The following is a 26,502-nucleotide window of genomic DNA, read 5'->3' as shown; positions in this document are numbered from 1 at the left end:
CTTATGATCTTGTCGTCGGATAGGGTACGCCGGGCGTTAGCCTGGCGCGGAATCTGAAAACTTGGATGGATACGCGGACCAAGCGGTCACATTTAAGCACTTCATCGGCGAAATGCCTAAGGCAACAGGTCTTCAAGGCGACCATGCAGCCGCTGCGGCAGGTTCTCCTGGATCTCGATCAACGCGCGCTGAATGGCGCTCTGAAACCCCTGCACACCCGCCGAGCCATGGCTTTTGATGACGATACCCTGCAACCCCAGAAAGCTTGCACCATTGTGCCGCGCCGGCGCCAGGTCGGCCTGCAGGCGCTTGAGCAATGGCATGGCCAAGGCGCCGGCAGCACGGGCCAGCACTCCGCCCTTGAACAACGCCTCGATGCGCGCACCGATCATCGTCGCCAGGCCTTCGCTGGACTTGAGCAGGATGTTGCCGACAAAGCCGTCGCACACCACCACATCCGCCTCGCCACGGTACAGGCCATCACCTTCGACGAAACCTACATAGTTGAGGCCGCGGGCGTTCTGCAGCAACGTGGCCGCCAGCTTGACCTGCTGGTTGCCCTTGATGTCCTCGGTGCCGATGTTCAGCAGCGCCACGCGCGGGCGATGAACACCCAGGGCCTGGGCAGCCACCGAGCCCATCACGGCGAACTGATAAAGGTTCTCGGCACTGCAATCGACATTGGCGCCCAGGTCGAGCAACTGGCAATACCCCGCCTGGGTCGGGATCGCCGCCACCATGGCGGGCCGATCGATACCCGGCAGGGTCTTGAGCACGAAGCGCGACAACGCCATCAGCGCCCCGGTATTGCCGGCACTCACGCAGGCCTGGGCCTTGCCGTCACGCACCAGTTCGAGCGCAATGCGCATCGACGAGTCCGGCTTGCCGCGCAACGCCTGGGAAGGCCGCTCGTCCATACCGATCACCTCGCTGGCCGCGACAATCTGCAGGCGCGCGCGATCCGCAGCTGCAAGGCCACTGACAAGATCTTCAAGGAGGGAGGGTTGACCGACGAGGGTCAGGTGCAGCGAGGGGGTAGCCGAAAGGCAGGCAATGCTAGCCTGGACAATGCTGCGGGGACCGAAGTCCCCGCCCATTGCGTCGATCGCGATGATCTGAGCGGACAAGGATTACTCGTCAGCGCCCTTGTCGATCACTTTGCGACCACGGTATACGCCTTCTGGCGATACGTGGTGGCGCAGGTGAATTTCACCGGTGGTCTTCTCTACCGACAGCGCGTTTTCCGACAGGGCGTCGTGCGAACGGCGCATGTCACGGGCAGAGCGGGATTTTTTGTTCTGCTGAACAGCCATAATTGATTAACTCCTAAACGTTTGGGTCACGCTTTAACTGCGCCAAAACACTGAACGGGTTGGACCGCGATACCTCGTCCTTGCTCGAATCGGGCTCGTCTGCGCCCGCCGGCTGCTGGCATTCTTCCGGATGATGAGCAGGCACGATTGGCAAGGCGAGCAGAAGCTCCTCCTCGATAAACGCCTGCAGATCCAATGGATCTTCGCCCAGTTCCAGCACGTCATAGCCTTTCGGCAACGACTGGGTATTCGCACCCTCCTTTACCACGGCGTAAGTACATTCGCTGTGGATCGGCAGGGTGACCAGCTCAAGACAACGCTGGCAAACCATCTTGACCTCGACGTCAAGCTCGCTGTGGATAACCACCACGTGCTGTTCATCTCGTTCAAAATTTAACTTCGCCTGCACCGTACCGACATTGTCGGAAAGCGGGTCGCAGAGTCTTTCCAAATCAGCGAGTTGCAGCGAACCGTTAAGGGTTACGCCACGATCGGCTAATTTGCGCGGGTCAACGTGAGGTGGAATCGGGTCATTCAACATAGGCGCAGCATTCTAGGGATGGCCCCCGCCCCTGTCAAAGGAAATTCGGCGGCAAATCGCGTGATAGGATGAGTACAACAGATCAGGAGTCTACCATGCTGCCCTTATTACTGGCTTCCAGTTCACCTTACAGACGCGAACTGCTCGCCCGCCTGCGCCTGCCCTTCACCTGGGAAAGCCCCGATATAGACGAGCAGCGCCTGGGTGACGAGCCTGCCGTGGAGCTGGTACGGCGCCTGGCCAAACAAAAGGCCGAGGCACTGGCGGGCAGCCACCCCGGGCACCTGATCATCGGCTCGGACCAGGTCGCCGTGCTGGGCGAACAGATCCTTGGCAAGCCCTTGAGCTTCGAGCGGGCCTGCGAGCAGCTGCTGGAGGCCAGCGGGCAGCAGGTCACCTTCCTGACCGGGCTGGCGCTACTCAATAGCGCTACAGGGCAATGCCAGGTCGATTGCGTGCCGTTTACGGTGACGATGCGGGAACTGAGCCGGGAGCGCGTGGAGCGCTACGTGGCTGCGGAACAGCCGCTGGATTGCGCAGGGAGCTTCAAGGCCGAAGGGCTGGGGGTGAGTTTGTTTCAAAGCACGCATGGGTGCGATGCGACCAGCCTGGTCGGGCTGCCGCTGATTCGGCTGGTGGACATGCTGACCAAGGAAGGGGTGGTGGTTCCGTAGTTCGATCCAGCATTTTAGTACCCATGAGATCGAGCGGTGCTCGACCTCATGGGTACTGCAAAGGGGTGCCACACAACCAACGGCCAACCCTCAGCGCAAAGACGGCCCCTGGAACCCCATGTACATCGCCAGATGTTCAGCCACACTGGCGCCGATCCGCTTGGAGAACCGGTCAAACGGCGATTCCTGAACCGTGAAATCCACCAGTTCCTTCTCGCCGACAATCTCCCGCGCCACATAGCTGGCACTGCCCAAGCCATCCACCAAGCCAAGCGCCTTGGCCTGCTCGCCCGACCAGATCAGCCCACTGAACAGCTCCGGGTGCTCCTTGTCCTTCAGCCGATCACCCCGCCCCTGCTTGACCATGGCGATGAACTGCTGGTGCGTGGTATTCAGCACGCCCTGCCAGAACGCCCGCTCATCAGGCTTCTCTGGCGAGAACGGATCAAGGAAGGCCTTGTGCTCACCTGCGGTATAGGTGCGCCGCTCGACCCCCAGCTTCTCCATCGAACCGACAAACCCGTAACCCGCCGCCGTCACCCCAATGGAGCCAACCAGGCTGGCCTTGTCGGCATAGATCTCATCCGCCGCACTGGCGATGTAATAGGCACCGGAAGCCCCCAGGTCGGTGATCACTGCATACAGCTTGATCGCCGGGTACTCGGCACGCAGCCGGCGAATCTCGTCATAGACATAGCCCGCCTGCACCGGGCTGCCACCCGGGCTGTTGATCCGCAACACCACGGCTTTGGTTTTGGCGTCCTTGAACGCCTCACGCAGGCTCTTGACGAGGTTGTCGGCACTGGCCGCCTCCTGATCGGCAATCACGCCGCGCACCTCGATCAATGCCGTATGGCTGGCGCTGCGCGAGGCGGCCTTGTCCATGTCCATCAACGGCGTGAACAAGACCAGCATGCCGAACAGGTAAACAAAGGTCAGCAGCTTGAAGAAAATCCCCCAGCGCCGTGCGCGGCGCTGCTCCTGGACACTCGCCAGCAGGGTTTTTTCCAACAGCTTCCAGCTCTTGCGCTCTTCGCGCTCCTCGGGTTCGGACTCTGGGGCTTTCCATTCGTCTGCCATGCTCACCTGCCTTGGAAGTGAAATTACGCGGAACCGACCAGCCACTCACGCAACTGGGAGAAATGATCGATGCACACCTGCGGGCCGAACTCGGCCAGTGCCTGCAGCGACATCGCGCCATAGCCGACAGCCACCGAGTGCATGCCCGCATTGCTGGCCATCTGCAGATCAAACGCCGAATCACCGACCATCAACGCGCGCCCAGGCTCGACACCGCAATGGCTGAGAATCTCCTCGAGCATCAGCGGGTGTGGCTTGCCACGGGTCTCGTCGGCGGCGCGGGTGATATCGAAGAACTGCTCCCAGCCATTGGCCTTGAGCACCCGATCCAGGCCTCGACGGGCCTTGCCAGTTGCTACCGCCAAGCGGTAACCCTCGGCACGGAAGGCATCCAGCGACTCGACCACACCCTCAAACAACGGCGACGGCTTTTGATCAAGCGCCGTGTAGATGTCGGCATAGTGCTGCCGAAAACGCTCGAGCTGCACGGGCGTCAGGTGCGGATACAGCGTATGGATCGCCTCGCCCAGGGCCAGGCCGATGATGCCCTTGACCGCATCATCGTGACTCGGCGCCTCACCGGCGCGCTCGGCGGCAGCGTTCATGGCCTCGACGATGCGCCCGATGGAGTCAGCCAAGGTGCCGTCCCAGTCGAAGATCAGCAGCTCATAAGACTTTTTCATCGCTCAGGACGCACTCAAACGCTCTACAGTCTTGGCCCACACTTCATCCACCGGCGCCTCCAGCTTGAGCTCGCCACCGTCAGGCAGTGGCACGGTCAAGGCATAGGCATGCAGGAACAGGCGCTTGCCACCCAGCTCGCGAATCTCGCGACTGAAGTCTTCGTCGCCGTACTTGCTGTCGCCGGCGATCATGTGCCCGGCATGCAAGGTGTGCACGCGGATCTGGTGGGTACGGCCGGTGATCGGACGCGCTTCGACAATGGTGGCGAACTCACCGAAACGGCGCAGCACGCGGAACAGGGTCAGCGCCTCCTTGCCCTCCTCGTTGACCTCGACCATGCGCTCGCCAGAGCGCAGGTTGCTTTTGAGCAACGGCGCATTGACCTGCTTCTTCGCGGTCGGCCAGTGGCCACGCACCAACGCCATGTAGCGCTTGTCGACACCGTCGCCGCGCAGGGCGGCATGCAGGTGGCGCAGCATGCTGCGCTTCTTGGCGATCATCAGCAGGCCGGACGTGTCGCGGTCCAGGCGATGCACCAGCTCAAGCTCCTTGGCATCCGGACGCAGCTGACGCAACGCCTCGATCACCCCGAAACTCAGGCCACTGCCGCCATGCACGGCGATACCCGCCGGCTTGTTCATCACGATGAGCGCCTTGTCTTCGTAGACAATCGCCGCTTCAAGGCGCTGCAGCAGCCCCTGGGCTACGGGCGCAGGTGCATCACGCTCAGGCAAGCGGACGGGCGGTACCCGTACGATATCGCCAGCCTGAATTTTGTATTCAGGCTTGACGCGCCCTTTGTTGACCCGCACCTCACCCTTGCGCAGGATGCGGTAAACCAAGGTCTTGGGCACGCCCTTGAGCGCCGTGATGAGGAAATTGTCGATGCGTTGGCCGGCAAGCTCCGGCGCGACTTCGATCAGCTGAACGCCGGAAGTCGGAGGGGTATTGGTCGTCATCAAGGGATCATAACAATTTTTTATGGAATTGAAGCACTTAATCATTGCTGCTATAGTCGCGAACGCCGCCAAAAGCGGCAGGCCAGCGGCACCAGGCTCTTCGCCGGTCCCTGACCTTCGCAATTCTCCAGGACGCGAGGCCGTCCTACGGGGTTTTCGCCAGTTTACCGAATTGCCTGGAATCGCCACCAGCGCTGTGTAGAGAAGACTGAAAAAAAACGACAAGTGCGGTGTTTCACCTGCTTACCCGCTTCTTTTCGCTGCACCTCTGCCCGCCCCGACGTTTGCACGCAACGCACGGCGAATGCTTCGGAAATACCTGCCTTGGACATGAATGGCGCCAGCGCTCAACCTGCGCTGGCGAAAAATGCAACCCGTTGCGGATTCAGCGCGCGGCAGCACCCGAATTATCAGGGATACGTGCAGGGTGGAGATGCACAGCCCTCGGACCGTGTAGCACCGCGTCCGGCCACCGGCCCACTGAAATGGCCGGCGAGCGGATAAGGTCCTGAAACAGATGCCTCCGGGCGTCCACGGCTGAAGGTTGATTCCTCCTCCTGACTGAGTGCACTTGGCCCGCTGGGTTGATTCGGATACCTATTCGAAAGCCACAAGGGCCTGGTAGGCACCGCAGCAAACAGGACGCGTCGTCGTGACAACGGCAGGCTGGGCAACCGGCTGGTGCCGAACGTCGCTCGACACGGGGGTGGCCCGCCACCCTTTGCGCACCTTGGCACCGACCATGAGACGTCGTGTGTGCCGAACGCCGTTTCCGGCAGCCCGGAAACCGACGGTACAACATGAAAAGAATGCTGATTAACGCAACTCAACCCGAAGAGTTGCGTGTAGCCCTGGTGGACGGCCAACGCCTCTACGACCTGGACATCGAGTCCGGCGCGCGTGAGCAGAAAAAGGCCAACATCTACAAAGGCAAGATCACCCGCATCGAACCTAGCCTCGAAGCCGCCTTCGTCGACTTCGGTTCCGAACGTCACGGCTTCCTGCCGCTGAAAGAAATCTCCCGCGAGTACTTCAAGAAGTCCCCCGAAGGCCGCGTCAACATCAAAGACGTCCTCAGCGAAGGCCAGGAAGTCATCGTCCAGGTCGAGAAGGAAGAGCGCGGCAACAAAGGCGCCGCCCTCACCACCTTCATCAGCCTGGCCGGTCGCTACCTGGTGCTGATGCCCAACAACCCACGCGCTGGTGGCATCTCCCGCCGCATCGAAGGCGAAGAGCGCAACGAACTGCGCGAAGCCCTGAACGGCCTGACCGTGCCGGGCGACATGGGCCTGATCGTGCGCACTGCCGGCCTTGGCCGCAGCAGCGAAGAAATGCAGTGGGACCTCGACTACCTGCTGCAGCTGTGGACCGCCATCAAGGAAGCCTCCCTTGACCGCGCTGCACCATTCCTGATCTACCAGGAAAGCAACGTCATCATCCGCGCCATCCGCGACTACCTGCGTCAGGACATCGGCGAAGTGCTGATCGACAGCATCGACGCCCAGGAAGAAGCCCTGACCTTCATCCGCCAGGTGATGCCGCAGTACGCCAGCAAGGTCAAGCTGTACGAAGACAGCGTGCCACTGTTCAACCGCTTCCAGATCGAAAGCCAGATCGAAACCGCCTTCCAGCGTGTCGTCGACCTGCCGTCCGGCGGCTCGATCGTGATCGACCCGACCGAGGCCCTGGTCTCCATCGACATCAACTCGGCGCGCGCCACCAAAGGCAGCGACATCGAGGAAACCGCCCTGCAGACCAACCTGGAAGCGGCCGAGGAAATCGCCCGCCAACTGCGTCTGCGCGACATCGGCGGCCTGATCGTCATCGACTTCATCGACATGACCCCGGCCAAGAACCAGCGCGCCGTTGAAGAGCGTGTGCGTGAGTGCCTCGAAGCCGACCGTGCCCGCGTGCAAGTGGGTCGCATCTCGCGCTTCGGCCTGCTGGAAATGTCCCGTCAGCGCCTGCGCCCATCGCTGGGCGAAAGCAGCGGCATCGTCTGCCCACGCTGCTCGGGCACCGGCATCATCCGTGATGTCGAATCGCTGTCGCTGGCCATTCTGCGCCTGATCGAAGAAGAAGCCCTGAAAGACCGCACCGCCGAAGTGCGCGCCCAGGTGCCGATCCCGGTCGCCGCGTTCCTGCTCAACGAGAAACGCAACTCGATCACCAAGATCGAACTGCGCACCCGCGCACGCATCATCATCCTGCCGAACGATCACCTGGAAACCCCGCACTTCGAAGTCCAGCGCCTGCGCGATGACAACCCGGAAGTGCTGAACAACCAGTCCAGCTACGAGATCGCCGCCACCGAGACCGAAGAAGCGACGCCGGTACCCGCCGCCACGCGCACCCTGGTTCGCCAGGAGGCTGCGGTCAAGACCGCCCCGGCCCGCACCAGTGCGCCGGTGCCGAGCGCTGTCGAAGAGCCTCAGCAGCCCGCCGCACCGGTAGCCCCAGCGCCAAGCGCCCCAGAGCCGAGCCTGTTCAAAGGCCTGGTCAAGTCGCTGGTCAGCCTGTTCGCCGGCAAGGACGAACCGGTCGCCGCACCGGCCGTCACGGCCGAAAAACCAGCCGCTGATCGCACGCCACGCAACGAAGAACGCCGTAACGGCCGCCAGCAGAGCCGCAACCGCAATGGCCGCCGCGACGAAGAGCGCAAACCACGCGAAGAGCGTGCCGAGCGCGCCCCGCGTGAAGAGCGCCAGCCTCGCGAAGAACGCGCGCCGCGTGAAGAACGTGCCCCGCGTGAAGAACGCGCACCTCGCGAAGAGCGCCAACCACGCCAGCCACGCGAAGACCGTCGTGGCAACCGCGAAGAGCGCCCGGTACGCGAACTGCGCGAGCCACTGGAGGCCTCGCCGGCACCGGTTGCACGCGAAGAGCGTCAGCCACGTGAAGAGCGTGTAGCCCGTGAAGAACGTGCACCACGTGAGGAACGTGCACCGCGTGAAGAACGTGCCCCTCGTGAGGAACGCGCACCGCGTGAAGAGCGTGCCCCTCGCGAAGAACGTGCACCGCGTGAAGAGCGTGCCCCTCGTGAAGAACGCGCCCCACGCGAAGAGCGTGCCCCGCGCCCGCCGCGTGAAGAGCGCCAGCCACGTGCCACCGAAGAAGCGGCCGAGCAGGCTGCTGAGCTTGCCGAAGAGCAACTGCCGAACGATGAACTGCTGCAGGACGAGCAGGAAGGCGCAGATGGCGAGCGTCCACGTCGCCGTTCCCGCGGCCAGCGTCGTCGCAGCAACCGTCGCGAGCGTCAGCGCAATGCCAACGGTGAGCTGATCGAAGGCAGTGAAGACGAAGGCAGCGAAGAGCAGCCACAACAGCACCAGGCCACCGAGCTGGGTGCCGAACTGGCCGCCGGCCTGGCCGTCACCGCAGCTGTTGCCAGCAGCAACATCAGCGCCGATGCCGAAGCGCAAGCCAACCAGCAGGCCGAGCGCGCCACCGCCGAAGTCGTCGAAACCGACAACAGCGAAGCCGCCAAACCGTCCGAGCAGGTCGAAGCTGTTGCACAGGCCGAGGAAGCCGCTGTTGCCCCTGTGGTTGAGCAACCGCTCAGCGAGCCTGTCGCCGTGGTCGAGGCCAGCGCCGAGCCCGTGGTCGAAGTCACGCCGCAGCCAGTTGTCGAAGCGGCCCCTGCCGCTGAAGCGGTGGTCGTTGCCGAAGCGCCTGTCGAAGCCCCAGTCGAAGCGCCAGCAGTTGAAGCCGGCGAAATCGAGCAGGCGCCGGTAGTCGTTGAAGAAGCCGTGGTTGCCGAGCAGGCTGCCGTGGTTGTCGAAGCGCAACCCGAAGTGGTCGTGGAGCCAGCGCCAGTTGTTGTCGAGCCTGCACCGGTCGAAGCACCTGCCGTGGTTGAAGCTGCTACCGTCATGCTGGCCAACGGCCGCGCGCCGAACGACCCACGTGAAGTCCGTCGCCGCAAGCGTGAAGCTGAAGCTGCTGCCAAGGCCGCGCAGGAAGCTGCAGAGCCGGCCCTGGAAACCGCTGATGAGCACAAGCCTCATCACGGTTGATGCCAACGGCTGAATGAAAAAGCCCCGCCAGTGCGAACTGGCGGGGCTTTTTCTTGCCTAGTGGCCTGGTGGCTGCGCGTTTTCAACAGAATCGGCCAATAGTGGACGGCTAAGCCCAAGCTATTGGCCGACGGTTAGGACAGGACGTCCCAGGTACTCAATTGACCTTGTTCAGCTGTGGAAGCTGCCACTTGCCCGAGAGAGCCTCCTCTGAAGGTTGATACAAACGTAACATCACGTAGAAACCGCCTTCGGGTGCCGGTAGCCAGTTGGCGGCATTCTCTCCCTGCGGTTTTTTGTGGGAGATCGGAATAGTAATCGAACCGTCCGCCGCGACTTTCAAACCCTTTGTATCGGGGCCGACCTTGTAGCGACTGATCTCGTTGTCGACCAACATTTTGTCGCTAGCGTTGTACATGGTCAGCGACCAGAACGCATTCACCGGCGGTGCAGAGGCCAGTTTTATTTCATATTGGTTGGCCCCTGTGAGTGGTTCATTCTGGCTATCGGTGAAGCGCAACGGATACATCGCTTCACGCTCACCCTGGCCTCCCAGATAGGGGCCAGCCACCATGGCGCGTAGCGGGTAGTTGAAGCCAAAGCTGTCAAGACCGGTCACCCAGTTCCAGCCATTGCGCACTTCCGACGTGCTCGCCAGCGACGCGATCGCCACGTAGGGGGCATCTTTCAAACCTTGCTCTAGACCTTTGCGAGTGGCCGGATTCAGCTTATCGGGTGAAAAGCCTTTTTCCGTCAGGCCGATGCGGGCGAATTGGGCAAACAATGCTGCGTCGGCAGGCTTGACCGGGTTGTCCTTGAGCGCCGACGCCAGTTCGATGAAGAAACCCAGCGGGTCGTCGCCCGTCTGCGGCAATGCAGGCAATGCCCCATCCTTGTTCGACTTGCCACTCAACGGCACGACACTGAACTGTTTCTGCAAGGCGAGGATCGGCGCGACATCTTCACCCTGCTTGACGTGAATGCGCCCCCACAGCCAGATTTTTTTGGTCGAGACGTCGAGGCGCTTCGCGTCCTTTGGCAACTCGCCCTTCCAGTCCGGTGGCACCAGGACATATTTGCCGGCCTTGGTGCCAGTAGTGCGTCGTCCGACATAGTGCTCAAGTTCTTGCCACATGTTGAATACATCGACCACGTAATAGCGGTCATCGGTATCGGGCACGCTCAAGACATAGGGCTCGGTTAGATCCAGCACCGCGCTCATGTAGTAGGTGTCATTGTTGGCGGTGGGCATGTCCTTGGCGGACGGCGACGCCAGCGCGGTTGCCCAGCCAATCTGGTTAAGGCCGGCGCGATAGCTGGTGTCTGGTTTTGGCGAAGGAACGGTAATGTATTCCCGTGCCACTCTTTCCATGCGCACCAGCGGATAACCCCAGTTGTAAGCCGAGATCGCCAGGCTATAGCCATCAGCTTGCATTCCCTTTTCCACCACGTCAGGTGTTGCGGGCGTGGTCAGCAGTAAATCCGGCGTGCTGGCTTGCGCGTGCATCGCGCTGCCGAGCGCAACACACAAGGGCAGAACACAAGACAACCAATGGCGTGATGAAATCATGGTAAGCGTCCTTTCACGTGCAGGTGCGACGGACACAAGCCGTCTCTAAGATCGACCTGAGACTGAATACCGTATGAACCCTAGGCGCGCTCTTACCGTCCGTCAAACCTGCGTCCACCGCCAGTGATCGCATTTCTACGATTCATGACTAAGCTTCAAAATTCGTTAAGTCATCTTGGATGGCGATACGCAGTGCCCGCCGAGTTCGTAAAGGGAAGCGCGATGAATACACTCAACCTCAGCCGCCAACGTCTTGCACACTCAATCATTTTCGGCCTTGGTCTGCTTGCTGGCGACGCCTGGGCGGGCGGAATTCTGGTTTATGAAACCGGTCAGGAAGGTAACGGCCTGGCCAACGCGGGCGCCGCTGCATTGGCCAGCGATCCCAGTGTTCTCATGAGCAACCCGGCGGGTATCACCGAGCTGCAAGGAACCCAGGTCAGCGCCAATGCCCAGGTAATTCTTGGCCACATGCGCTTTTCCCGCGACAGTAACAATCAGTTCGACGGCAACGAAGGGGGCAACGCCCTGCAATACTTGCCCGGTTCCAGTCTGTTCATCAGTCATCAAATCGACGAGCGCTCAGCGGTGGGTTTTGGCATGTACGGTAACTTTGGACTCGCACTGAATTACGACGACGACTGGGCTGGCCGCTATTTCAATCAAGAGGCCGCAATTATCGGTGTGTCGTTTCAGCCCACCCTGGCGCACAAATTCACCGATGATCTGTCCATCGGTATAGGGCCGCGCATCATGTTCGCCTACTACCGTAACGAGATGGCCATCAACAACAACTTGCTCGGACTGCGTGACAGTCCCGACGGGCAACTGGAGTATAAAGACACGGATGTCGGAACCGGGGTGAATCTGGGGCTGCTGTACCGACTGAACGCGCGCACGCAGATTGGTTTGGCCTACACCAGCAAGATCGATCTGGGATTCAAGGACAGCCCCAGTGTGAACAAGGTCAGTAATCCACTAATCAACGCCGCGTTGAGCAGACTCGACGTGAATGATCTCGACTTGGATATGGCGGTGCCACAGACCGCTCTCATCAGCGTCGCACATGAATTGAATTCGCAATGGAAGCTACTCGGCAGCCTCGGCTGGCAAGACTGGAGTGAGTTTGGCAGCATCGGCATAGACGTCGACGTAAGCGCTACCGATGTCAGCCGAACCGTTGACCGCAAATACAAAGACACCTGGCACGCCTCGATTGGCACCCAATACCAGGCCACCCAAAAATTACGCTGGAGCATGGGCATCGGTTACGACAGCTCAGCAGTCGATGATAAGGATCGTACGGTTGACAACCCCATGGGGGAAGCCTGGCGACTGGCTACTGGAGTCAACTACCAAATCGATGAAGGGCTGGATTTGCACGCAGCCTATACCCTGGTTTGGCTCGGCGATATGGACGTCGAACAAACGAAAGCACGCTCGGGTGATACGCTTTCGGGTACTTACCGCAATGCGGCCTTACATATCATTGGTGGCGGTGCGACCTGGCGCTTCTGAATGCTGATCGCTTCGCCTCTGTCTCAGCGTGGAAACAACAACGTTACGGCGAAGCGAACCCCCCAGCCCTGTGGGCCATCATCCGGGCTGTCGAGCCAGTATCGCGGCCCAGCCTGTACCGTCAGTGGGTGCCCTGAGATCTTCAACAATTGCGTGACCGTGAGATTGATCGGCACCGACCATTCGCGTGACTGCCAGTTGTAGGTCGATTCCGTATTGACCCCATACGTGGTGAGCGTGCTGGTGGTGTAGGAAAGAAAAGGCTGTAGGAAGGTCTGGTTGACCTTTTCCTTGTCGTCCGGCGGGCTGCCCTCCAGCCCCCAGATATGGTTGGCAAGTATTCCGTGAGTCCAGCCATTGGCCTGTTTAAGCGCAACGGCGGTCGGGCCGATGCCCCACTGTTCACTACCGAGCAATTCATCACTACCGGTGGGAACCAACAACGCCGGGCCGACACCGAGTATCCAGCCACTTTCCGTAGGCTCTTTGGGCGAGAAGAAAAAGCTCTGGGTGATATCGCCGACACCCGACTTGTCCGCCGCACCGTTGGGTGCCAGGCCGTGTTGATCAATAATCGGCAGGATGGTGCGCGAAATCAGGTTCCAGTCATCGTTGAGGGTAAATGGCAGCACTGGCTGAATATTGGTCACGCTGTGCATGCCTTCCCCGCTCGGCCCCATTTTCTGATCCCAGTTGTATTGCACCGGCAAGCTGTACATGGCTGCCACGGGATTGAGGGCTTTTTTCGCCAATTCTGCCGAATCTTCAGCCTGGGCCATGGGTACAACGCACAGCGACGCGAACAGTGCCGAACGGGTGTAACTCCAATGTTTTTCCAGATCCATCACTCATCCCCTGAAATCGACTAAGCAGGGATGAGCGTAGGCAACGGCGATCAATGTGCAAAATTCACCAGCGTTGGAGCCTTTCCGCGATATGGTCTAAGGTCGTGTCTCTACGCATGGCAGCTTACCATCGCTGAGGTTCAATAACCTGCCCAAAGACAAGTTCTATTGGCCGGATCGCCACTATGCTTCGCTGTTGATGACTGATGAAAACAAGCGTTTCTCCTTTGAGTACGCCGACAGTATTGATCTGATCGGTCGGGCGGCGGAGTACTTCTGGTGTACCTATATGCCGAAGGCATTGAGCGACTCACCGGCAACCCAATACCTGATGGCCATGTCCGATAAAAACGGCAAACCCTTTGAGCCTGGCAAGACCTACAAGATCAGCGTCCCCGCCAACATGCCGGTCAAACAGTTCTGGGCATTGACCGTTTATAACCGTGACACCATGTCGTTCATCTACAGCGATACCAATCGCACGACACTGTCCTCCTATGACCTGGACGCGATGAAGAAAAATGCGGACGGCAGCGTCACGATTTACATCGGCCCCAAAGCGCCTGCCGGGCTTGCCAGCAACTGGATTCCCACCGCCGGGAAGCGGCCGCTACCGGCTATGCGCTTTTATGGCGGCACTACGGCCCGCACCAAACAATCAGTACAGATTAGGCTCCATCTCGAGCTCAACCCCGAACCGCTCGCGGATGTCCGCCTGGATGCGCCGCGCCAAGTCATGCAACTGCGCCCCGCTCGCCTGGCCATAGTTGACCAGCACCAACGACTGCAGCCGATGCACGCCCGCATCGCCATCGCGATACCCCTTCCAGCCCGCCTGCTCGATCAGCCACCCCGCCGCCAACTTCACCTGGCCATCAGCCTGAAGGTAAGCCACAACGCCCGGGAAACGCCCGCGAATACCCTCGACAAGTTCAGCAGAGACCACCGGGTTCTTGAAAAAACTCCCGGCATTGCCCAATTCGGCCGGGTCCGGCAACTTCTCCCGGCGAATGCTGCAGATAGCGTCGCTGATCGCCTGCGCGCTGGGCTGTTCAACGCCCTGCTCCACCAAGCGCTGGCGTACCGGCCCATAATCCAGATGAGCCTGCAGCGTATGGCTCAGCGCAAAGCGCACCCGCAAGATCAACCAGCGGCCAGGGTTACGCTTGAACAGGCTGTCGCGATAGCCAAAGGCGCACTCTTCCAGACCAAAATCACGCAACTCACCGGTCTGGCGATCCAGCGCAGTCAAGCCGGCGAACACATGCTTGATCTCGACGCCATAGGCGCCCACGTTCTGCATCGGTGCTGCGCCCACGGTGCCCGGGATCAGGCTGAGGTTTTCCAACCCGCACAAACCTTGCGCCAGCGCCCACTGCACGAACGGGTGCCAAGGCTCACCCGCCTCGGCTTCAACCACCACGCGCTCGCCGTCATCGCTCAGCACGCGGCGGCCACGGCTGGCCATGTGCAGCACCAGCGCATCGATATCACCGGTCAACAGCAGGTTGCTGCCTCCGCCGATGACCAGCACCGGCAGCCCGCGCTGCTGTGCCTGGGCCAGCGCTTCGCGCACCTCGTCATCATCATGCACCTGGCTGAAATACCGGGCCTTGACGTCAATGCCGAAGGTATTGAAAGGCTTGAGCGAAACCTGCTCCTGCCAAAGCGCTGTCATAACCGCCCCTTGATTTCCACCACCAATGCCTGGCACGCCACCTCGATCAGGTCCAGCACCTGCTCGAAACCGGCGGCGCCACCGTAGTACGGGTCTGGCACCTCATCCAGCTCCGCGCCATAGCGGCGCAGGAAAAGGTCGAGCTCACCTGACGCCGAATGCGGGCGCAGGGCACGCAAGTGGCTCAGGTTGCTCTCGTCCATGGCCAGGATCAGATCGTACTCGGCAAAGTGCGCCACGCTCACCTGCTGGGCGCGTTGCTGCGAAAGATCATACCCGCGGGCCAGCGCGGCCTTGCAGGTACGGCCGTCTGGGGCCTTGCCGACGTGCCAGTCACCGGTACCAGCCGACGCCACGTGCACCTGCTCGGCAAGCCCTGCGGCCTGCAACTGATGACGCAGCACGCCCTCGGCGGTGGGCGAGCGGCAGATGTTGCCCAGGCAAACGAACAGGACGCGCATCAAGCCTCCAGCAGGCGCCTTACGCGCTCCAGGTCTTCAGGGGTGTCGACACCCACGGCGGGCGCCTCGATGGCGTCTTCGACATGAATGCGCACGCCATGCCACAGGGCGCGCAACTGCTCCAGCGCCTCGGTCTGCTCAAGCCAGCACGGGCCCCAGCCGACGAAGTCCTGCAAAAAGCCCACGCGGTAGGCATACATGCCGATGTGACGGCGGTAGGGCACACCTTCGGGCAGTTGGTCGCGGCCCTTGGCGAAGGCATCACGCGCCCAGGGCAGCGGCGCACGGCTGAAACTCAAGGCCAGGCCGTTCTTGTCGCTGACGACCTTGACCGCATTGGGGTTGAACACGGCCTGCGGCTCGTGGATCGGCTCGGCCAGGGTGGCGATGCCGGCTTCCGGGTGGGCCGCGAGGTTCGCCGCCACCTGGTCGATGATCACCGGCGGGATCAGCGGCTCGTCACCCTGCACATTGACCACGATGGCGTCGGCAGGCAAGCCGAGACGCGCCGCCACTTCGGCCAGGCGATCGGTGCCGGACTCATGGTCGGCGCGGGTCAGCAGCACTTCGGCGCCAAACGCCTGGCAGGCCTCGACGATACTGGCATCGTCGGTGGCGATGACTACACGGCTGGCAGCACTTTTACGCGCCTGTTCCCACACGTGCTGGATCATCGGCTTGCCGGCGATCGTTAACAGCGGCTTGCCCGGCAGGCGCGTGGAGCGCAGGCGGGCGGGAATCACCACGGTGTAGTCCAGGCTCATTTGTCCAGACGCTCGTCGTCGGTCAGGGTACGCGCTTCGCTTTCCAGCATCACCGGGATGCCGTCGCGGATCGGGTAGGCCAGGCCCGCGCCCTTGCTGATCAGCTCGGTCTTGTCGGCGCTGAGCTTGAGCGGGCCTTTGGTGATCGGGCAGGCCAGGATATCGAGCAGTTTGGTGTCCATGGAAGCTTCCTTGAGGCCAAGTGGCCGGCAATTGATTAGGGGCTCAGGGCTTACGGTGCCCAGGCAGCAAGCGTTGCAGCTGGCTGTCGAACCAGGCGCTGAACGCCGGCGACGGCTGCGCCTCGACGGCCAGGTACCACCAGTCGTTGGCAGCGAAGGCACGGCATTTGACCGCGTCCTTCTCGGTCATCACCAGCGGCAATGGCGGTGTGAACGACAGGCGGTCGGCGCTGAATTGTGCGTGGTCGGCAAAAGGGTGCGGCACCGGCTGCCAGTTTAGCCCCAGCAGGGTATTGAAGAAACGTTGCGGGTTACCGATACCCGCCACCGCATGCAGGCGCTGGCCTGCCGGGAATAGATCAAGGCCGCGACGCTCGCCGCTGCGCACATTGACCAGCGCGGACGGCTGCAAGCGGAAGGAAAAACCTGCTTCTGCGTCAGCGCTGGCACCGTTGAACAGCACCGCATCGGCCTCTTGCAGGCGTTCGACCGGTTCGCGCAGCGGCCCGGCCGGCAGGCAGCGCCCATTGCCAAGGCCACGGGCGGCATCAATCAGCACCAGCTCAAGGTCGCGCGCCAGGCGGTAGTGCTGCATGCCGTCATCGCACAGGATCAGGTCAAGCGGCTCGCTGGCCAGCAGCGCCTGTACGGCGCGGGACCGATCAGGGTCGATTATCAGCGGCACGCCGGTGCGCTGCACGATCAACAGCGGTTCATCACCGGCCTGTTCGGCGCGCTGATCGGCCTCGACGCGCCAGGGCAGATGCATGGGCTTGGCGCCATAACCGCGGCTGACCACCCCGACCTTGAGCCCCTGCTTTCGGCAATGCTCAATCAGCCAGAGGATCATCGGTGTCTTGCCAGTACCGCCCACGGTGATGTTGCCCACCACGATGACCGGCACTGGGGCTCGGTAGCTGGCGCTTTCACCCCTGAGAAAACGCGCACGCTTGCGTATCACCACACGGCGGTACAGGGCTTCGAGCGGGCGCAGCAGCGCCAGCGCCGGATGCCCGGCGTACCAGGCGGCGAGCAAACGGTCGGCGAAGGCCATCAAGGTGTCCCCTGGGCGGCCTCGACGGTGGTCATGCGCAACTGGCTGAAGCCGAGCTTGCCGGCCGCATCCATCGCGGTAACCACGGCCTGGTGCGGGGTCTTGCCATCGGCGCTGATCGCCAGCGGCAAACTGTGATCACCGCCCGACGCCTGCTCGATGGCCTCGCTCAAGGTGGCCAGGTCGCTCTTGGGCAGCAGGTTGTTGTTCACCGAATACACGCCCTCGGCGCTGATGGTGATCTCCACCCGCTTGCCCTCATCGGCCGGCGGCTGCTCGGCACTGGCGGCCTCGGGCAGCTCGACGCGCAGTTGCGTCTCGCGGGTGAAGGTGGTGGTGACCACGAAGAACAGCAGCAGGACGAACACCACGTCGATCAACGACGCCAGGTTGATGTCGACGTTCTCCCGCTGGCGATTGCGCCGAAACTTCACGCCTTGCCTCCGGCCACTTCGACTTCGCGGTCGCCCTGGATCACTTCCACCAGCTTGATCGCCTCTTGCTCCATACCGACTACCAGCTCATCGATGCGGCGCAGCAGGAAGCGGTGGAAGAACACCGCCGGGATACCGATCATCAAGCCCGCTGCGGTGGTGACCAGTGCCTTGGAGATACCGCCGGCCAGCACAGCGGCATTGGCAGTCATCTGCGAGCCCATAAAGGCGCTGAAGATGTCGATCATGCCCAATACGGTGCCCAGCAAGCCCAGCAGCGGGGCCATCGCGGCAATGGTGCCGAGGGTGCTGATGTAGCGCTCAAGGTCGTGGATGACGCGCGACGCGGCCTCCTCGATGCACTCTTTCATGATCTCGCGACCATGGCGTGAGTTGGCCAGGCCCGCAGCGAGGATTTCGCCCAACGGCGAATCGGCGCGCAGGGCCTTGAGCTTGTCACTGGTGAGTTGCTTGTCCTTGATCCATATCCAGACCTGGCCCAGCAGGTGTGGCGGGGTCACGCGGCTGGCGCGCAGGGTCCACAGGCGCTCGACGACGATAGCCATGGCAACGATGGAACTAAGAATGATCGGCAGCATCATCCAACCACCGGACTTGACCAATTCCCACACAGTAAACGCCCCTTCGGAAAAAGGCCGCCACTCTATCATAGGAGCGCAGGGGGCTCATCTGCCGAAGGTCAGGGAATTGGCTGCCGGGTTTTCAGCGGTAGCGCTTCAGGGCCTCATTCCCCACCCCGCCAAAACCGCCGCTGCCCGCGCACACCTTCCACCGCCCCCTGCGCCCCCAACACCAACCGCAACGCCCCTTCCACCGCCGTATCATGAATCGCCAGCCCATGCCGCCGATAACGTTCGACCACTTGCGCATGTGGATGACCAAAACTGTTGTTACGCCCCCGCGAAATCAGTACCCCGCGCGGCGCCGTAGCGCGGATAAACGCCTCGGTGGACGAACTACGGCTGCCATGGTGCGGTGACTGCAACCAATCGATACGTGTCGCCCCGTGAGCCGCCAGCCATGACCGTTCGCCACCCGCCTCCATATCCCCAGCCAACAGCAGCCGCTCCCCCTGCGCCTCGACTAGCAGCACACAAGAGCGGTCATTGCTGCTTTGCCCTTCGGCCCAACGCCATAGCGAAAAGCGCACCCCATCCCATTCCCATTGCTCCCCACTGGCACATGGTTGCAGCGCCAGGCCCTCCAGCGCCTCGCCACCCAGCATCCGCCTGACCGGCAGCCCACGGTGGATAGCCCCAGCACCGCCCGCATGGTCGGCGTGGGCGTGGCTGATCAACATCAGGTCAAGGCTGCCCACCCCCAACTTGCGCAGGGTTGGCAGCACCACCTGCTCGCCCAGGTCGTACTCACCCTTGGCCGGCCCGGCATCGTAGAGCAGGCTGTGATGACGGGTACGCAGCAGTACCGCCAGCCCCTGGCCGACATCCAACTGCCAGACTTCCACCTGCCCTGCCGCCACCGGCTCTCTGGGTACCCACAGGGCCAGCAGCATGACCCCACCCAACCCGCGCATGGGCACGCCACGGGGCAACAACACCAACAGCGCGGCCACGCCAACCAACGCCCAGGCCCACAGTGGCAGAGCCGGCGGCACCCAGGCTGGCCGCCAGCCCGCGACCACGGCCAACACCCTGAACAGCACATCCAGTAAGCCACCGGCCAGCCACAACAGCGCCTCCCCGAAGCCCGGCAGGGGCAAAAGCAACGTACCCAGCAACGCCAACGGCAAAACCGCCAGGCTGACCCACGGTACCGCCAGCAGATTGGCCAGCGGCGCGCTCAGGCTCACCGGCAAACCAGTGGCCAGCAGCACCGGCAGCAAACCGATAGCGATCACCCACTGCGCGCGCGTCCAGGCCTGCCAGGGCCGCCAGCCGCCCAACCGGGCGCTGAAGCAATAAATAAGAATGGCCACGGCAGAAAACGACAGCCAGAGCCCAGGCAACAGCCCCGCCAACGGTTCGACCAGCAGCACCGCGACCAGCGCCAGCAGCAACGGCAGCATGGCGCCGAGGTGGCGAAAACGCAGGCGCCAGAGCAGCACCACAGCCAGCATCAGGCAGGCGCGCTGTACCGGTACGCCAGCGCCGGCCAGCCAGCCATAGGCCAGTGCTGCCGCCATGGCCAAGCCACACGCCCAGGGCAACCAGGGCAGCCGTGCGGGCCAAAGCCCCCACCGCGCCAGCCCGGCGACCAAGCCATACAGCAGGCCCGCGACCAGGCCGATATGCTGCCCAGAGATCACCAGCAGATGGACCGTGCCCGTGGCCTGCAACGTCTGCCAATCCTCGCGGGCCAGGCCCCCGCCATCCCCAAGCACCAACGCCACCAGCGCCGCCTGCCGGCCGTTGGCATCGACCGCCAGCAGGCGTTGGCGCAGTTCGTCCCGCCAGCCACCGGCCACTGCGTTCAACACCTGCCCAGCCTTGACCGTGCCAGTGGCGCCAATCCGCCGGGCCAGCAACTGCGCTTCGCGATCAGGCCCGTGCGGGTTCAGCAGCCCGGCAGGGCGCTGCAAGGTCACCGCCAAACGCCAATGCTCGCCCGCCCTGAGTGGCGGCCCGTCGTACCAGCTCAGCTGCAAGCGCCGTGGCAATGCGCCACGCCGCGAAGCGGCCTGCTCCAGCTCGAACCGCACACCTTGCGCGGTGCGGCTCGGCAGGCCAGCTACCCTGCCCTCCAGCCACACTGTGCGGCCATCAAGCCCAGGCGCGAGCCGATCGTCCAGCGCGTGCTGGGCCGACCAGCACGCCCAGCACAGCCCCAGCACAAAGCAGCCCAATGGCCACAACCGGGTGAACAGGCTGGCGACGGCGCCGAGCAACAGCACAAGCAGCCATCCGACCGATGGCAATACGGGAAGAAAACCCAGGCAAAGCAGCCCGAGTGCGAGCGCAAACATCCCTGTGCGCATAAGGTAGAGCCCCAGAAGCGAAATGACCTTCTGAGGCATAGCGCAAATGCTGGCAAACCTTGCTCAACAATTGTCACAAACTCTAAACGAGGCGGTTAGGGATTCAAGGCATACTGCCCCGATAAACGCCCCGGGAGCCTACATGCCGCGCCGTCTTTTCAAACGCTACATGCCGGATCCGACCAGCATTCGGGAACACAAGTCCTTACGCTTTTTCGGCAAATTGCTGCACGACCCGAACCTCTGGCACCTGAACCGGCACTCGGTGGCTCGGGCCATGGGCGTGGGGCTGTTCGCAGCGCTGATCCCCATCCCCATGCAGATGCTGCTGGCCGCTGCGCTGGCGATCCCGGTACGTGGCAACCTGCCAATCGCCGTCAGCCTGGTATGGCTGACCAACCCGCTGACCATGCCACCGGTGTTCTTCATCACCTACATGACCGGCGCCTGGCTGTTGCAGATCCCGCCGCGCACACTGCCCGACGAACTGACCTTCGAATGGATCACCGACCAGCTGTCGACCGTGTGGCAACCCTTCCTGCTGGGCTCGGTGGTCTGCGGCGTGGTGCTGGGCATCCTCGCCTACTTCACCACCATGCTGTACTGGCGCTGGTGGGTTGGCCGGCAGTGGCGCCGGCGCAAGCTCAAATGCTCATGCACGCATGCCGCGGCCGCTGACCAGCAGGCGAATGCAGAGGGTGTAGAGCACCGCAGTGGCGACCAGCATGAAGGTGATCGCCGTGCCAATGCTGATATCCGACACCCCTAGGATGCCGTAGCGGAACGAGTTGACCATGTGCAGCACCGGGTTGGCCATTGACACGGCCTGCCAGAACGGCGGCAGCAGGTTGATCGAATAGAACACCCCGCCCAGGTACGTCAGCGGCGTCAGCACGAAAGTGGGGATGATCGAGATGTCATCGAAGTTACGTGCGAACACCGCGTTGACGAAGCCGAGCAACGAGAAAATCGTGGCCGTCAGCAGCACCACGACGACAGTGACGCCAAGGTGATGCACCTGCAGGTGAGTAAAGAACATCGACAGGATCGTGACGATCACCCCCACTGCCAGCCCACGCAATACGCCGCCCAGCACATAGCCGACGAGAATGGTGTGCGGCGATACCGGCGACACCATCAGTTCTTCGATCGAGCGCTGGAACTTGCTGCCGAAGAAACTCGACACCACATTGCCATAAGAGTTGGTGATCACCGACATCATGATCAACCCGGGCACGATGTACTCCATGTAGGTAAAACCACCCATGTCGCCGATCTGCCGGCCGATCAGGTTACCGAAGATGACGAAGTACAGGACCATGGTGATCGCTGGCGGCAGCAAGGTCTGTGGCCAGATCCGCAGGAAGCGCCGCACTTCACGGTAGACGATGGTGTTGAGGGCGACCCAGTTGGTGCGCAGTTCCACACTCATACGGCCACCTTCGACAGGTTTTTTTCCACCAGGGACACGAACAGCTCCTCAAGTCGGTTGGTCTTGTTGCGCAAGCTCTGCACTTCGATGTTCTGCAGCGCCAGCTGGCCGAACAGCGCCGTGATGCCGATGTCCTTGTCCACCTGCACCTCCAGGGTATGCGGGGTGATCAACCGGCACGGGTAGCCCTGTAGCGCAGGGGCGGCGGGCAGGTCCTGCTTGAGGTCGAGAACGAAGGTTTCGACATGCAGCTTGCCCAGTAGCTGGCGCATGCTGGTGTTCTCGACGATAGTGCCGTGGTCGATGATGCCGATGTTACGGCACAGCTGCTCAGCCTCTTCCAGGTAATGCGTGGTGAGGATGATAGTGATGCCCTTCTGGTTGAGCTCGGTGAGGAAGCTCCACATCGACCGGCGCAGCTCGATGTCCACACCAGCGGTGGGCTCATCGAGAATCAGCAGGCGCGGCTCATGGATCAGCGCACGGGCAATCATCAGCCGGCGCTTCATGCCACCCGACAGCGAACGCGACTGCACGTCGCGCTTGTCCCACAGGCCCAACTGGGTCAGGTACTGCTCGGCGCGTTCCCTGGCAAGCTTGGGTGGGATGCCGTAATAGCCAGCCTGGGTGACGACGATATCGAAGGTCTTTTCGAACTGGTTGAAGTTGAATTCCTGCGGCACCACGCCCAGGCAGCGCTTGAGCGCAGAAGGCTCGCGGTCCAGGTCGTGGCCGAACACGTTCACCGTGCCGCTGGTCTTGTTGACCAGGGTCGAAAGAATACCGATGGTGGTGGATTTACCGGCGCCGTTGGGGCCGAGCAAGGCGAAAAAGTCACCTTCGGCGACGTCCAGATCGATGCCTTTGAGGGCCTGGAAGCCATTACCGTAGGTTTTGGTCAGCTGTCGAATGGACAGGGCAGAACTCATAGCGGGTCACGTACCGAGTGAAAAGGTCAGGACACGCCAGGGCAAATCACTGGCGCAGTGAGTGCGGCCATGGTGCTAGGGCCGGCCGCACAAGTACAGTCATGTGTATTGATAGTGACTATCGAGGCAGGTTCAAGTCAGCGCTGTCATCACCGCTGCCTGATAGGCGGGGCGCTGTTTGAGGCGCGCGTACCAGGCCTCCAGGTGATACATGGCCGGGCGTTCGATGGGCAGTTCGAACCAGGCATAGATGAAGCTACCCAGTGGGATGTCGCCCATGCCGATCTGGTCACCCGAAAGGTAGGGTTGCCTGGCCAGGGTTTCATCGGCAATCGCCAGCAATTGCGCGCACTGCTTGTGTGCGGCGTTGATCGCCACCCAGTCGCGCTGGTCTTCAGGCGTGCGCAGCAGGCCCCAGAACAACGGGCGGAACGGGGTGGCGAAGGACGAGGTGGTCCAGTCCATCCACTTGTCTGCCAGGGCCCGCTGACGCGGGTCGTCCAGGTACCAGCCCTGCGCCTGGCCGTACTCGGCGCAGAGGTAGCGCACGATGGTATTGGACTCCCACAGGGTCAGGTCGCCATCTTCGAGCATCGGCACCAGGCCATTGGGGTTGCGTGCACGGTAGTGCGGCTCGTTGACCACGCCGAAAGCGCCGCCGGCATCGATGGATTCGAAGTCGAGGCCCAGCTCGTGGGCGACCCACAGCGCCTTGCGCACATTGCTCGAGTTCTTGCGGCCCCAGATCTTCAGCATGGCAACGTCCTTATGAGTGCAGAGGGCTGAAGTCTACTCCAGACCTGCGCCGCCTGTACCAGCATAGACAGACGATGCCCTGAAACTCCTGCTGCCACACCCTGTCACTGTTCTGACGATGCCGTTCATAGCGTTGCGTCTAAGCTCTGTGGGTTAGCTCTAGCCCCTGGTTCCAAGGAGGAGTGATTATGTTGCTGTTGTGGTTGGTGGTTCTGGTGATCGGCGCTGCGTACCTCACGCACCGGCGCCTGCCGCCCTTGCAGATACTCGGCATCATCGCCATCTATACGCTGCTGATGGGTATCTTCAGCAAGGCCCCCGGCTGGCTGCTAGCGGTGATCTGGCTGATACTCGCAGCCAAAACCGCGCTGCTGGTGCTGCCTGACTGGCGCCGCAAGGTATTCACGGGCCCTGTGTTCAAATGGTTCCAGCGTACCTTGCCGCCCATGTCGCAAACCGAACGCGAAGCGATCGATGCTGGCACCGTGTGGTGGGATGGCGAGCTGTTCAGCGGCCGCCCAGACTGGCGCACCCTGCTCGCCTACCCGGCGCCGAGACTCACCGAAGAGGAACAGGCCTTCATCGATGGCCCGACCGAAGCGCTCTGCGCCATGGTCAGTGACTGGCAAATCGGCCAGGACATGGACTTGCCGCCCGAGGCCTGGCAGCACATCAAGACGCATGGCTTCTTCGCCCTGATCATCCCCAAGGAGTACGGCGGCAAGGGCTTCTCTGCCCATGCCCATTCCCAGGTGGCCATGAAACTGGCCACGCGCAGCGGCGACCTGGCCTCCACCGTCATGGTCCCCAACTCACTGGGCCCGGCCGAGCTCCTGCTGCATTATGGTACCGACGAACAGCGCAACCACTACTTGCCGCGCCTGGCCCGCGGTGACGATATCCCTTGCTTCGCCCTCACCGGCCCGCTGGCCGGTTCCGATGCGGGCGCCATGCCTGACACGGGTGTCATCTGCAAAGGCCAATGGCACGGCGAAGAGGTCATCGGCCTGCGTCTGAACTGGGAGAAGCGCTACATCACCCTGGGCCCGGTCGCTACTCTGCTGGGCCTGGCCTTCAAGGCCTATGACCCAGACCATCTGCTTGGCGAAGAAGAAGAGCTCGGTATCAGCCTGGCGCTGATCCCGACCGATACCCCTGGCGTTGAAATCGGCAAGCGCCACCTGCCACTGGGCGCGGCCTTCATGAATGGCCCTAACAGTGGCAAGGACGTGTTCGTGCCCCTGGACTTCCTCATCGGCGGCAAGGACATGCTCGGCAAGGGCTGGATGATGCTGATGAACTGCCTGTCGGTGGGCCGTTCCATCTCGCTGCCAGCCGTAGGCACAGGCGCGGCCAAGTACACCAGCCTGGTGACCGGCCAGTACGCGAACATTCGCGAACAGTTCAACGTGCCACTGGCCGCCTTCGAAGGTATCCAGGAATCGCTGGCCCGCATCGGCGGCAACGCCTGGCTGATGGACAGCGCCCGCTTGCTGACGGCCAAGGCCGTGGACCTGGGCGAGAAACCTTCGGTGTTGTCGGCCATTCTCAAGTACCACCTGACCGAGCGTGGCCGCGAATGCATCCAGCATGCCATGGACGTACACGGCGGCAAGGGCATCATCATGGGCCCCAACAACTACCTGGGGCGCAACTGGCAAGGGGCGCCGATCTTCATCACCGTCGAAGGCGCCAATATCCTCTCGCGCAACCTGATGATCTTTGGCCAGGGCGCCATCCGCTGCCACCCGTTCGTACTCAAGGAGATGGCACTGGCCGCTCGCGAAGACCGTGACCAGGCGCTGGTCGAGTTCGATGAACTGCTGATGAAGCACATCATGTTCGCCGCCGGCAATGCGGCCAGCACCTTGGTGTATGGACTGGGGTTGGGCCACCTGGAAAAAGTGCCGGGCGATGCCCTGAGCCAGGGCTACTTCCGCGCCCTCAACCGCCAGGCGGCAGCCTTTGCACTGATGGCCGACTTGTCGATGATGCTGCTGGGCGGGGCACTCAAGCGCCGCGAACGCCTGAGCGCACGCCTGGGTGATGTGCTGAGCTACTTGTACCTGGCCTCTGCCGCGCTCAAGCGCTATCACGATCTGGGCTCCCCAGAGCACATGCGAGCGCTGTTGCGCTGGGCGATGGAGGAGAGTCTAGGCCAGGCGGAAAATGCGCTGGACCGTCTGCTCGACAACTTCCCCAACCGCTTCATGGGCTGCGCGCTGCGCGTGCTGGTGTTTCCGTTCGGCCGTCGTCATACCGGCCCCAGTGATGAACTGGATGCCGAAGTAGCCGAACTGATCGGCCGCAGCAAGGGTGACCCTGCACTGGAAGAGCTGCTGGCCGGTTGCTACAGGCCCCAGGCAGAAGGCGATCCGGTTGCGGCGCTGCAACGGGCAAGCGACCTGCTGGATGACGTAGCGCCCCTGCACAAGGCCCTGCACCAGGCGCTCAAGGAAGGCAAGGTGCAACCGGCAGCCGGGCAGTTGGCGGTTGACGCTGCCGTCGACTCGGGTGTGCTTCAGCCTGCGGAGGCTCAGCGCCTTCATGCTGCCGAAACGGCTCGGCGAGCGGTGATCGATGTGGATGCGTTCGACAAGGCGCAACTGCTGCCGACAACAGGCAAGGTGCGCTGAGCGATCGGCAAAAGGGGCCG

Annotated in this window: 23 protein-coding genes and 2 pseudogenes; 6 read left to right on the top strand and 19 right to left on the bottom strand. The window is 62.2% G+C overall.

Going from position 1 to position 26,502, the window contains the following annotated elements:
* Positions 1 to 116: 116 nt before the first annotated feature.
* The 3 genes from plsX to HU770_RS15095 are packed head-to-tail and all read right to left on the bottom strand — an operon-like array spanning position 117 to position 1,854.
* Positions 117 to 1,127, bottom strand: a complete 1,011-nt coding sequence (plsX, locus tag HU770_RS15105) for a phosphate acyltransferase PlsX (RefSeq protein ID WP_077068575.1) — start codon at positions 1,125 to 1,127, stop codon at positions 117 to 119.
* A 3-nt stretch (positions 1,128 to 1,130) separates the two neighbouring features.
* Positions 1,131 to 1,313, bottom strand: a complete 183-nt coding sequence (rpmF, locus tag HU770_RS15100) for a 50S ribosomal protein L32 (RefSeq protein ID WP_016485486.1) — start codon at positions 1,311 to 1,313, stop codon at positions 1,131 to 1,133.
* Between the two features lie 13 nt (positions 1,314 to 1,326).
* Entirely contained in the window at positions 1,327 to 1,854 is a 528-nt protein-coding gene (locus tag HU770_RS15095) for a YceD family protein (RefSeq protein ID WP_077068576.1), read from the bottom strand.
* Between the two features lie 95 nt (positions 1,855 to 1,949).
* Here HU770_RS15095 and HU770_RS15090 point away from each other — a divergent pair, with 95 nt between their 5' ends.
* Positions 1,950 to 2,528, top strand: coding sequence for a nucleoside triphosphate pyrophosphatase (locus HU770_RS15090; RefSeq protein WP_186653800.1), 579 nt, complete (start codon positions 1,950 to 1,952; stop codon positions 2,526 to 2,528).
* A gap of 90 nt (positions 2,529 to 2,618) precedes the next feature.
* Here the strand turns inward: HU770_RS15090 and HU770_RS15085 are convergent, their stop codons facing one another.
* From HU770_RS15085 to rluC, 3 genes are read right to left on the bottom strand one after another with little or no spacing between them, the layout of a single operon-like run.
* The gene (locus tag HU770_RS15085; RefSeq protein ID WP_156311426.1) at positions 2,619 to 3,608 is read right to left on the bottom strand and encodes a S49 family peptidase; all 990 of its coding nucleotides are present in this window, start codon (positions 3,606 to 3,608) and stop codon (positions 2,619 to 2,621) included.
* Between the two features lie 23 nt (positions 3,609 to 3,631).
* Positions 3,632 to 4,291 carry an HAD family hydrolase gene (locus HU770_RS15080; protein WP_186653794.1) on the bottom strand — a complete coding sequence of 220 codons (660 nt, stop codon included), beginning with the start codon at positions 4,289 to 4,291 and terminating at the stop codon, positions 3,632 to 3,634.
* Between the two features lie 3 nt (positions 4,292 to 4,294).
* A complete protein-coding gene (gene rluC, locus HU770_RS15075; RefSeq protein WP_033700578.1) occupies positions 4,295 to 5,251 on the bottom strand; it encodes a 23S rRNA pseudouridine(955/2504/2580) synthase RluC in 957 nt (318 codons plus the stop codon).
* Positions 5,252 to 6,051: 800 nt separating this feature from the next.
* On the opposite strand from rluC, the gene rne reads away from it, so the two are divergent.
* Positions 6,052 to 9,267: a ribonuclease E gene (rne, locus tag HU770_RS15070; protein ID WP_186664079.1), complete on the top strand. Its 3,216-nt coding sequence runs from the start codon at positions 6,052 to 6,054 to the stop codon at positions 9,265 to 9,267.
* A gap of 157 nt (positions 9,268 to 9,424) precedes the next feature.
* Here the strand turns inward: rne and HU770_RS15065 are convergent, their stop codons facing one another.
* Positions 9,425 to 10,837, bottom strand: a complete 1,413-nt coding sequence (locus tag HU770_RS15065) for a DUF1254 domain-containing protein (protein WP_186664077.1) — start codon at positions 10,835 to 10,837, stop codon at positions 9,425 to 9,427.
* Between the two features lie 222 nt (positions 10,838 to 11,059).
* On the opposite strand from HU770_RS15065, the gene HU770_RS15060 reads away from it, so the two are divergent.
* Positions 11,060 to 12,355, top strand: a complete 1,296-nt coding sequence (locus HU770_RS15060; RefSeq protein ID WP_186664075.1) for an outer membrane protein transport protein — start codon at positions 11,060 to 11,062, stop codon at positions 12,353 to 12,355.
* A gap of 23 nt (positions 12,356 to 12,378) precedes the next feature.
* Here HU770_RS15060 and HU770_RS15055 read toward each other — a convergent pair whose 3' ends face one another.
* Positions 12,379 to 13,200: a transporter gene (locus HU770_RS15055; protein WP_186653770.1), complete on the bottom strand. Its 822-nt coding sequence runs from the start codon at positions 13,198 to 13,200 to the stop codon at positions 12,379 to 12,381.
* A 199-nt stretch (positions 13,201 to 13,399) separates the two neighbouring features.
* On the opposite strand from HU770_RS15055, the pseudogene HU770_RS27090 reads away from it, so the two are divergent.
* Positions 13,400 to 13,825 (top strand): annotated as a pseudogene (locus HU770_RS27090) (DUF1214 domain-containing protein); the annotation flags it as partial.
* 33 nt (positions 13,826 to 13,858) lie between these two features.
* Here the strand turns inward: HU770_RS27090 and murB are convergent.
* The 8 genes from murB to HU770_RS15010 form a co-directional block, all read right to left on the bottom strand.
* The gene (gene murB, locus HU770_RS15045) at positions 13,859 to 14,878 is read right to left on the bottom strand and encodes a UDP-N-acetylmuramate dehydrogenase (protein ID WP_186653768.1); all 1,020 of its coding nucleotides are present in this window, start codon (positions 14,876 to 14,878) and stop codon (positions 13,859 to 13,861) included.
* On the bottom strand, positions 14,875 to 15,339 hold the full coding sequence (locus HU770_RS15040) for a low molecular weight protein-tyrosine-phosphatase (protein WP_033700581.1): 465 nt from the start codon (positions 15,337 to 15,339) through the stop codon (positions 14,875 to 14,877). The genes murB and HU770_RS15040 overlap by 4 nt, the downstream gene beginning before the upstream one ends.
* Positions 15,339 to 16,103 (bottom strand): 3-deoxy-manno-octulosonate cytidylyltransferase, encoded by a 765-nt coding sequence (kdsB, locus tag HU770_RS15035; protein ID WP_047583572.1) that lies wholly within the window; start codon positions 16,101 to 16,103, stop codon positions 15,339 to 15,341. Before kdsB ends, HU770_RS15040 begins: the two co-directional genes overlap by 1 nt.
* Complete coding sequence (locus HU770_RS15030) at positions 16,100 to 16,285, bottom strand: Trm112 family protein (protein ID WP_003247142.1); 186 nt, start codon at positions 16,283 to 16,285, stop codon at positions 16,100 to 16,102. The genes kdsB and HU770_RS15030 overlap by 4 nt, the downstream gene beginning before the upstream one ends.
* A 43-nt stretch (positions 16,286 to 16,328) precedes the next feature.
* The gene (gene lpxK, locus HU770_RS15025; protein WP_186664073.1) at positions 16,329 to 17,339 is read right to left on the bottom strand and encodes a tetraacyldisaccharide 4'-kinase; all 1,011 of its coding nucleotides are present in this window, start codon (positions 17,337 to 17,339) and stop codon (positions 16,329 to 16,331) included.
* Positions 17,339 to 17,773, bottom strand: a complete 435-nt coding sequence (locus HU770_RS15020) for a biopolymer transporter ExbD (protein ID WP_186653751.1) — start codon at positions 17,771 to 17,773, stop codon at positions 17,339 to 17,341. The genes lpxK and HU770_RS15020 overlap by 1 nt, the downstream gene beginning before the upstream one ends.
* Positions 17,770 to 18,405 (bottom strand): MotA/TolQ/ExbB proton channel family protein, encoded by a 636-nt coding sequence (locus HU770_RS15015; RefSeq protein WP_047583574.1) that lies wholly within the window; start codon positions 18,403 to 18,405, stop codon positions 17,770 to 17,772. The genes HU770_RS15020 and HU770_RS15015 overlap by 4 nt, the downstream gene beginning before the upstream one ends.
* A 113-nt stretch (positions 18,406 to 18,518) precedes the next feature.
* The gene (locus HU770_RS15010) at positions 18,519 to 20,729 is read right to left on the bottom strand and encodes a DNA internalization-related competence protein ComEC/Rec2 (protein WP_186664071.1); all 2,211 of its coding nucleotides are present in this window, start codon (positions 20,727 to 20,729) and stop codon (positions 18,519 to 18,521) included.
* Between the two features lie 142 nt (positions 20,730 to 20,871).
* Here HU770_RS15010 and HU770_RS15005 point away from each other — a divergent pair.
* Positions 20,872 to 21,369, top strand: a pseudogene (locus HU770_RS15005) (DUF2062 domain-containing protein); the annotation flags it as partial.
* A 12-nt stretch (positions 21,370 to 21,381) separates the two neighbouring features.
* Here HU770_RS15005 and HU770_RS15000 read toward each other — a convergent pair.
* From HU770_RS15000 to HU770_RS14990, 3 genes are all read right to left on the bottom strand, one after another.
* Positions 21,382 to 22,161 (bottom strand): ABC transporter permease, encoded by a 780-nt coding sequence (locus HU770_RS15000; protein ID WP_033700586.1) that lies wholly within the window; start codon positions 22,159 to 22,161, stop codon positions 21,382 to 21,384.
* Positions 22,158 to 23,090, bottom strand: coding sequence for an ABC transporter ATP-binding protein (locus HU770_RS14995; RefSeq protein WP_186653745.1), 933 nt, complete (start codon positions 23,088 to 23,090; stop codon positions 22,158 to 22,160). The genes HU770_RS15000 and HU770_RS14995 overlap by 4 nt, the downstream gene beginning before the upstream one ends.
* A gap of 132 nt (positions 23,091 to 23,222) precedes the next feature.
* Positions 23,223 to 23,846, bottom strand: a complete 624-nt coding sequence (locus tag HU770_RS14990) for a glutathione S-transferase (RefSeq protein ID WP_186653743.1) — start codon at positions 23,844 to 23,846, stop codon at positions 23,223 to 23,225.
* A gap of 188 nt (positions 23,847 to 24,034) precedes the next feature.
* On the opposite strand from HU770_RS14990, the gene HU770_RS14985 reads away from it, so the two are divergent.
* Positions 24,035 to 26,482 (top strand): acyl-CoA dehydrogenase, encoded by a 2,448-nt coding sequence (locus HU770_RS14985; RefSeq protein ID WP_186664069.1) that lies wholly within the window; start codon positions 24,035 to 24,037, stop codon positions 26,480 to 26,482.
* The last annotated feature ends 20 nt before the right edge of the window (positions 26,483 to 26,502 follow it).

The organism is Pseudomonas sp. SWRI68, assembly GCF_014269165.1.
Classification (GTDB): domain Bacteria; phylum Pseudomonadota; class Gammaproteobacteria; order Pseudomonadales; family Pseudomonadaceae; genus Aquipseudomonas; species Aquipseudomonas capeferrum.
The sequence above is the reverse complement of the archived record's forward strand: the minus strand, read 5'-3'. Positions and strand labels throughout refer to the sequence as shown.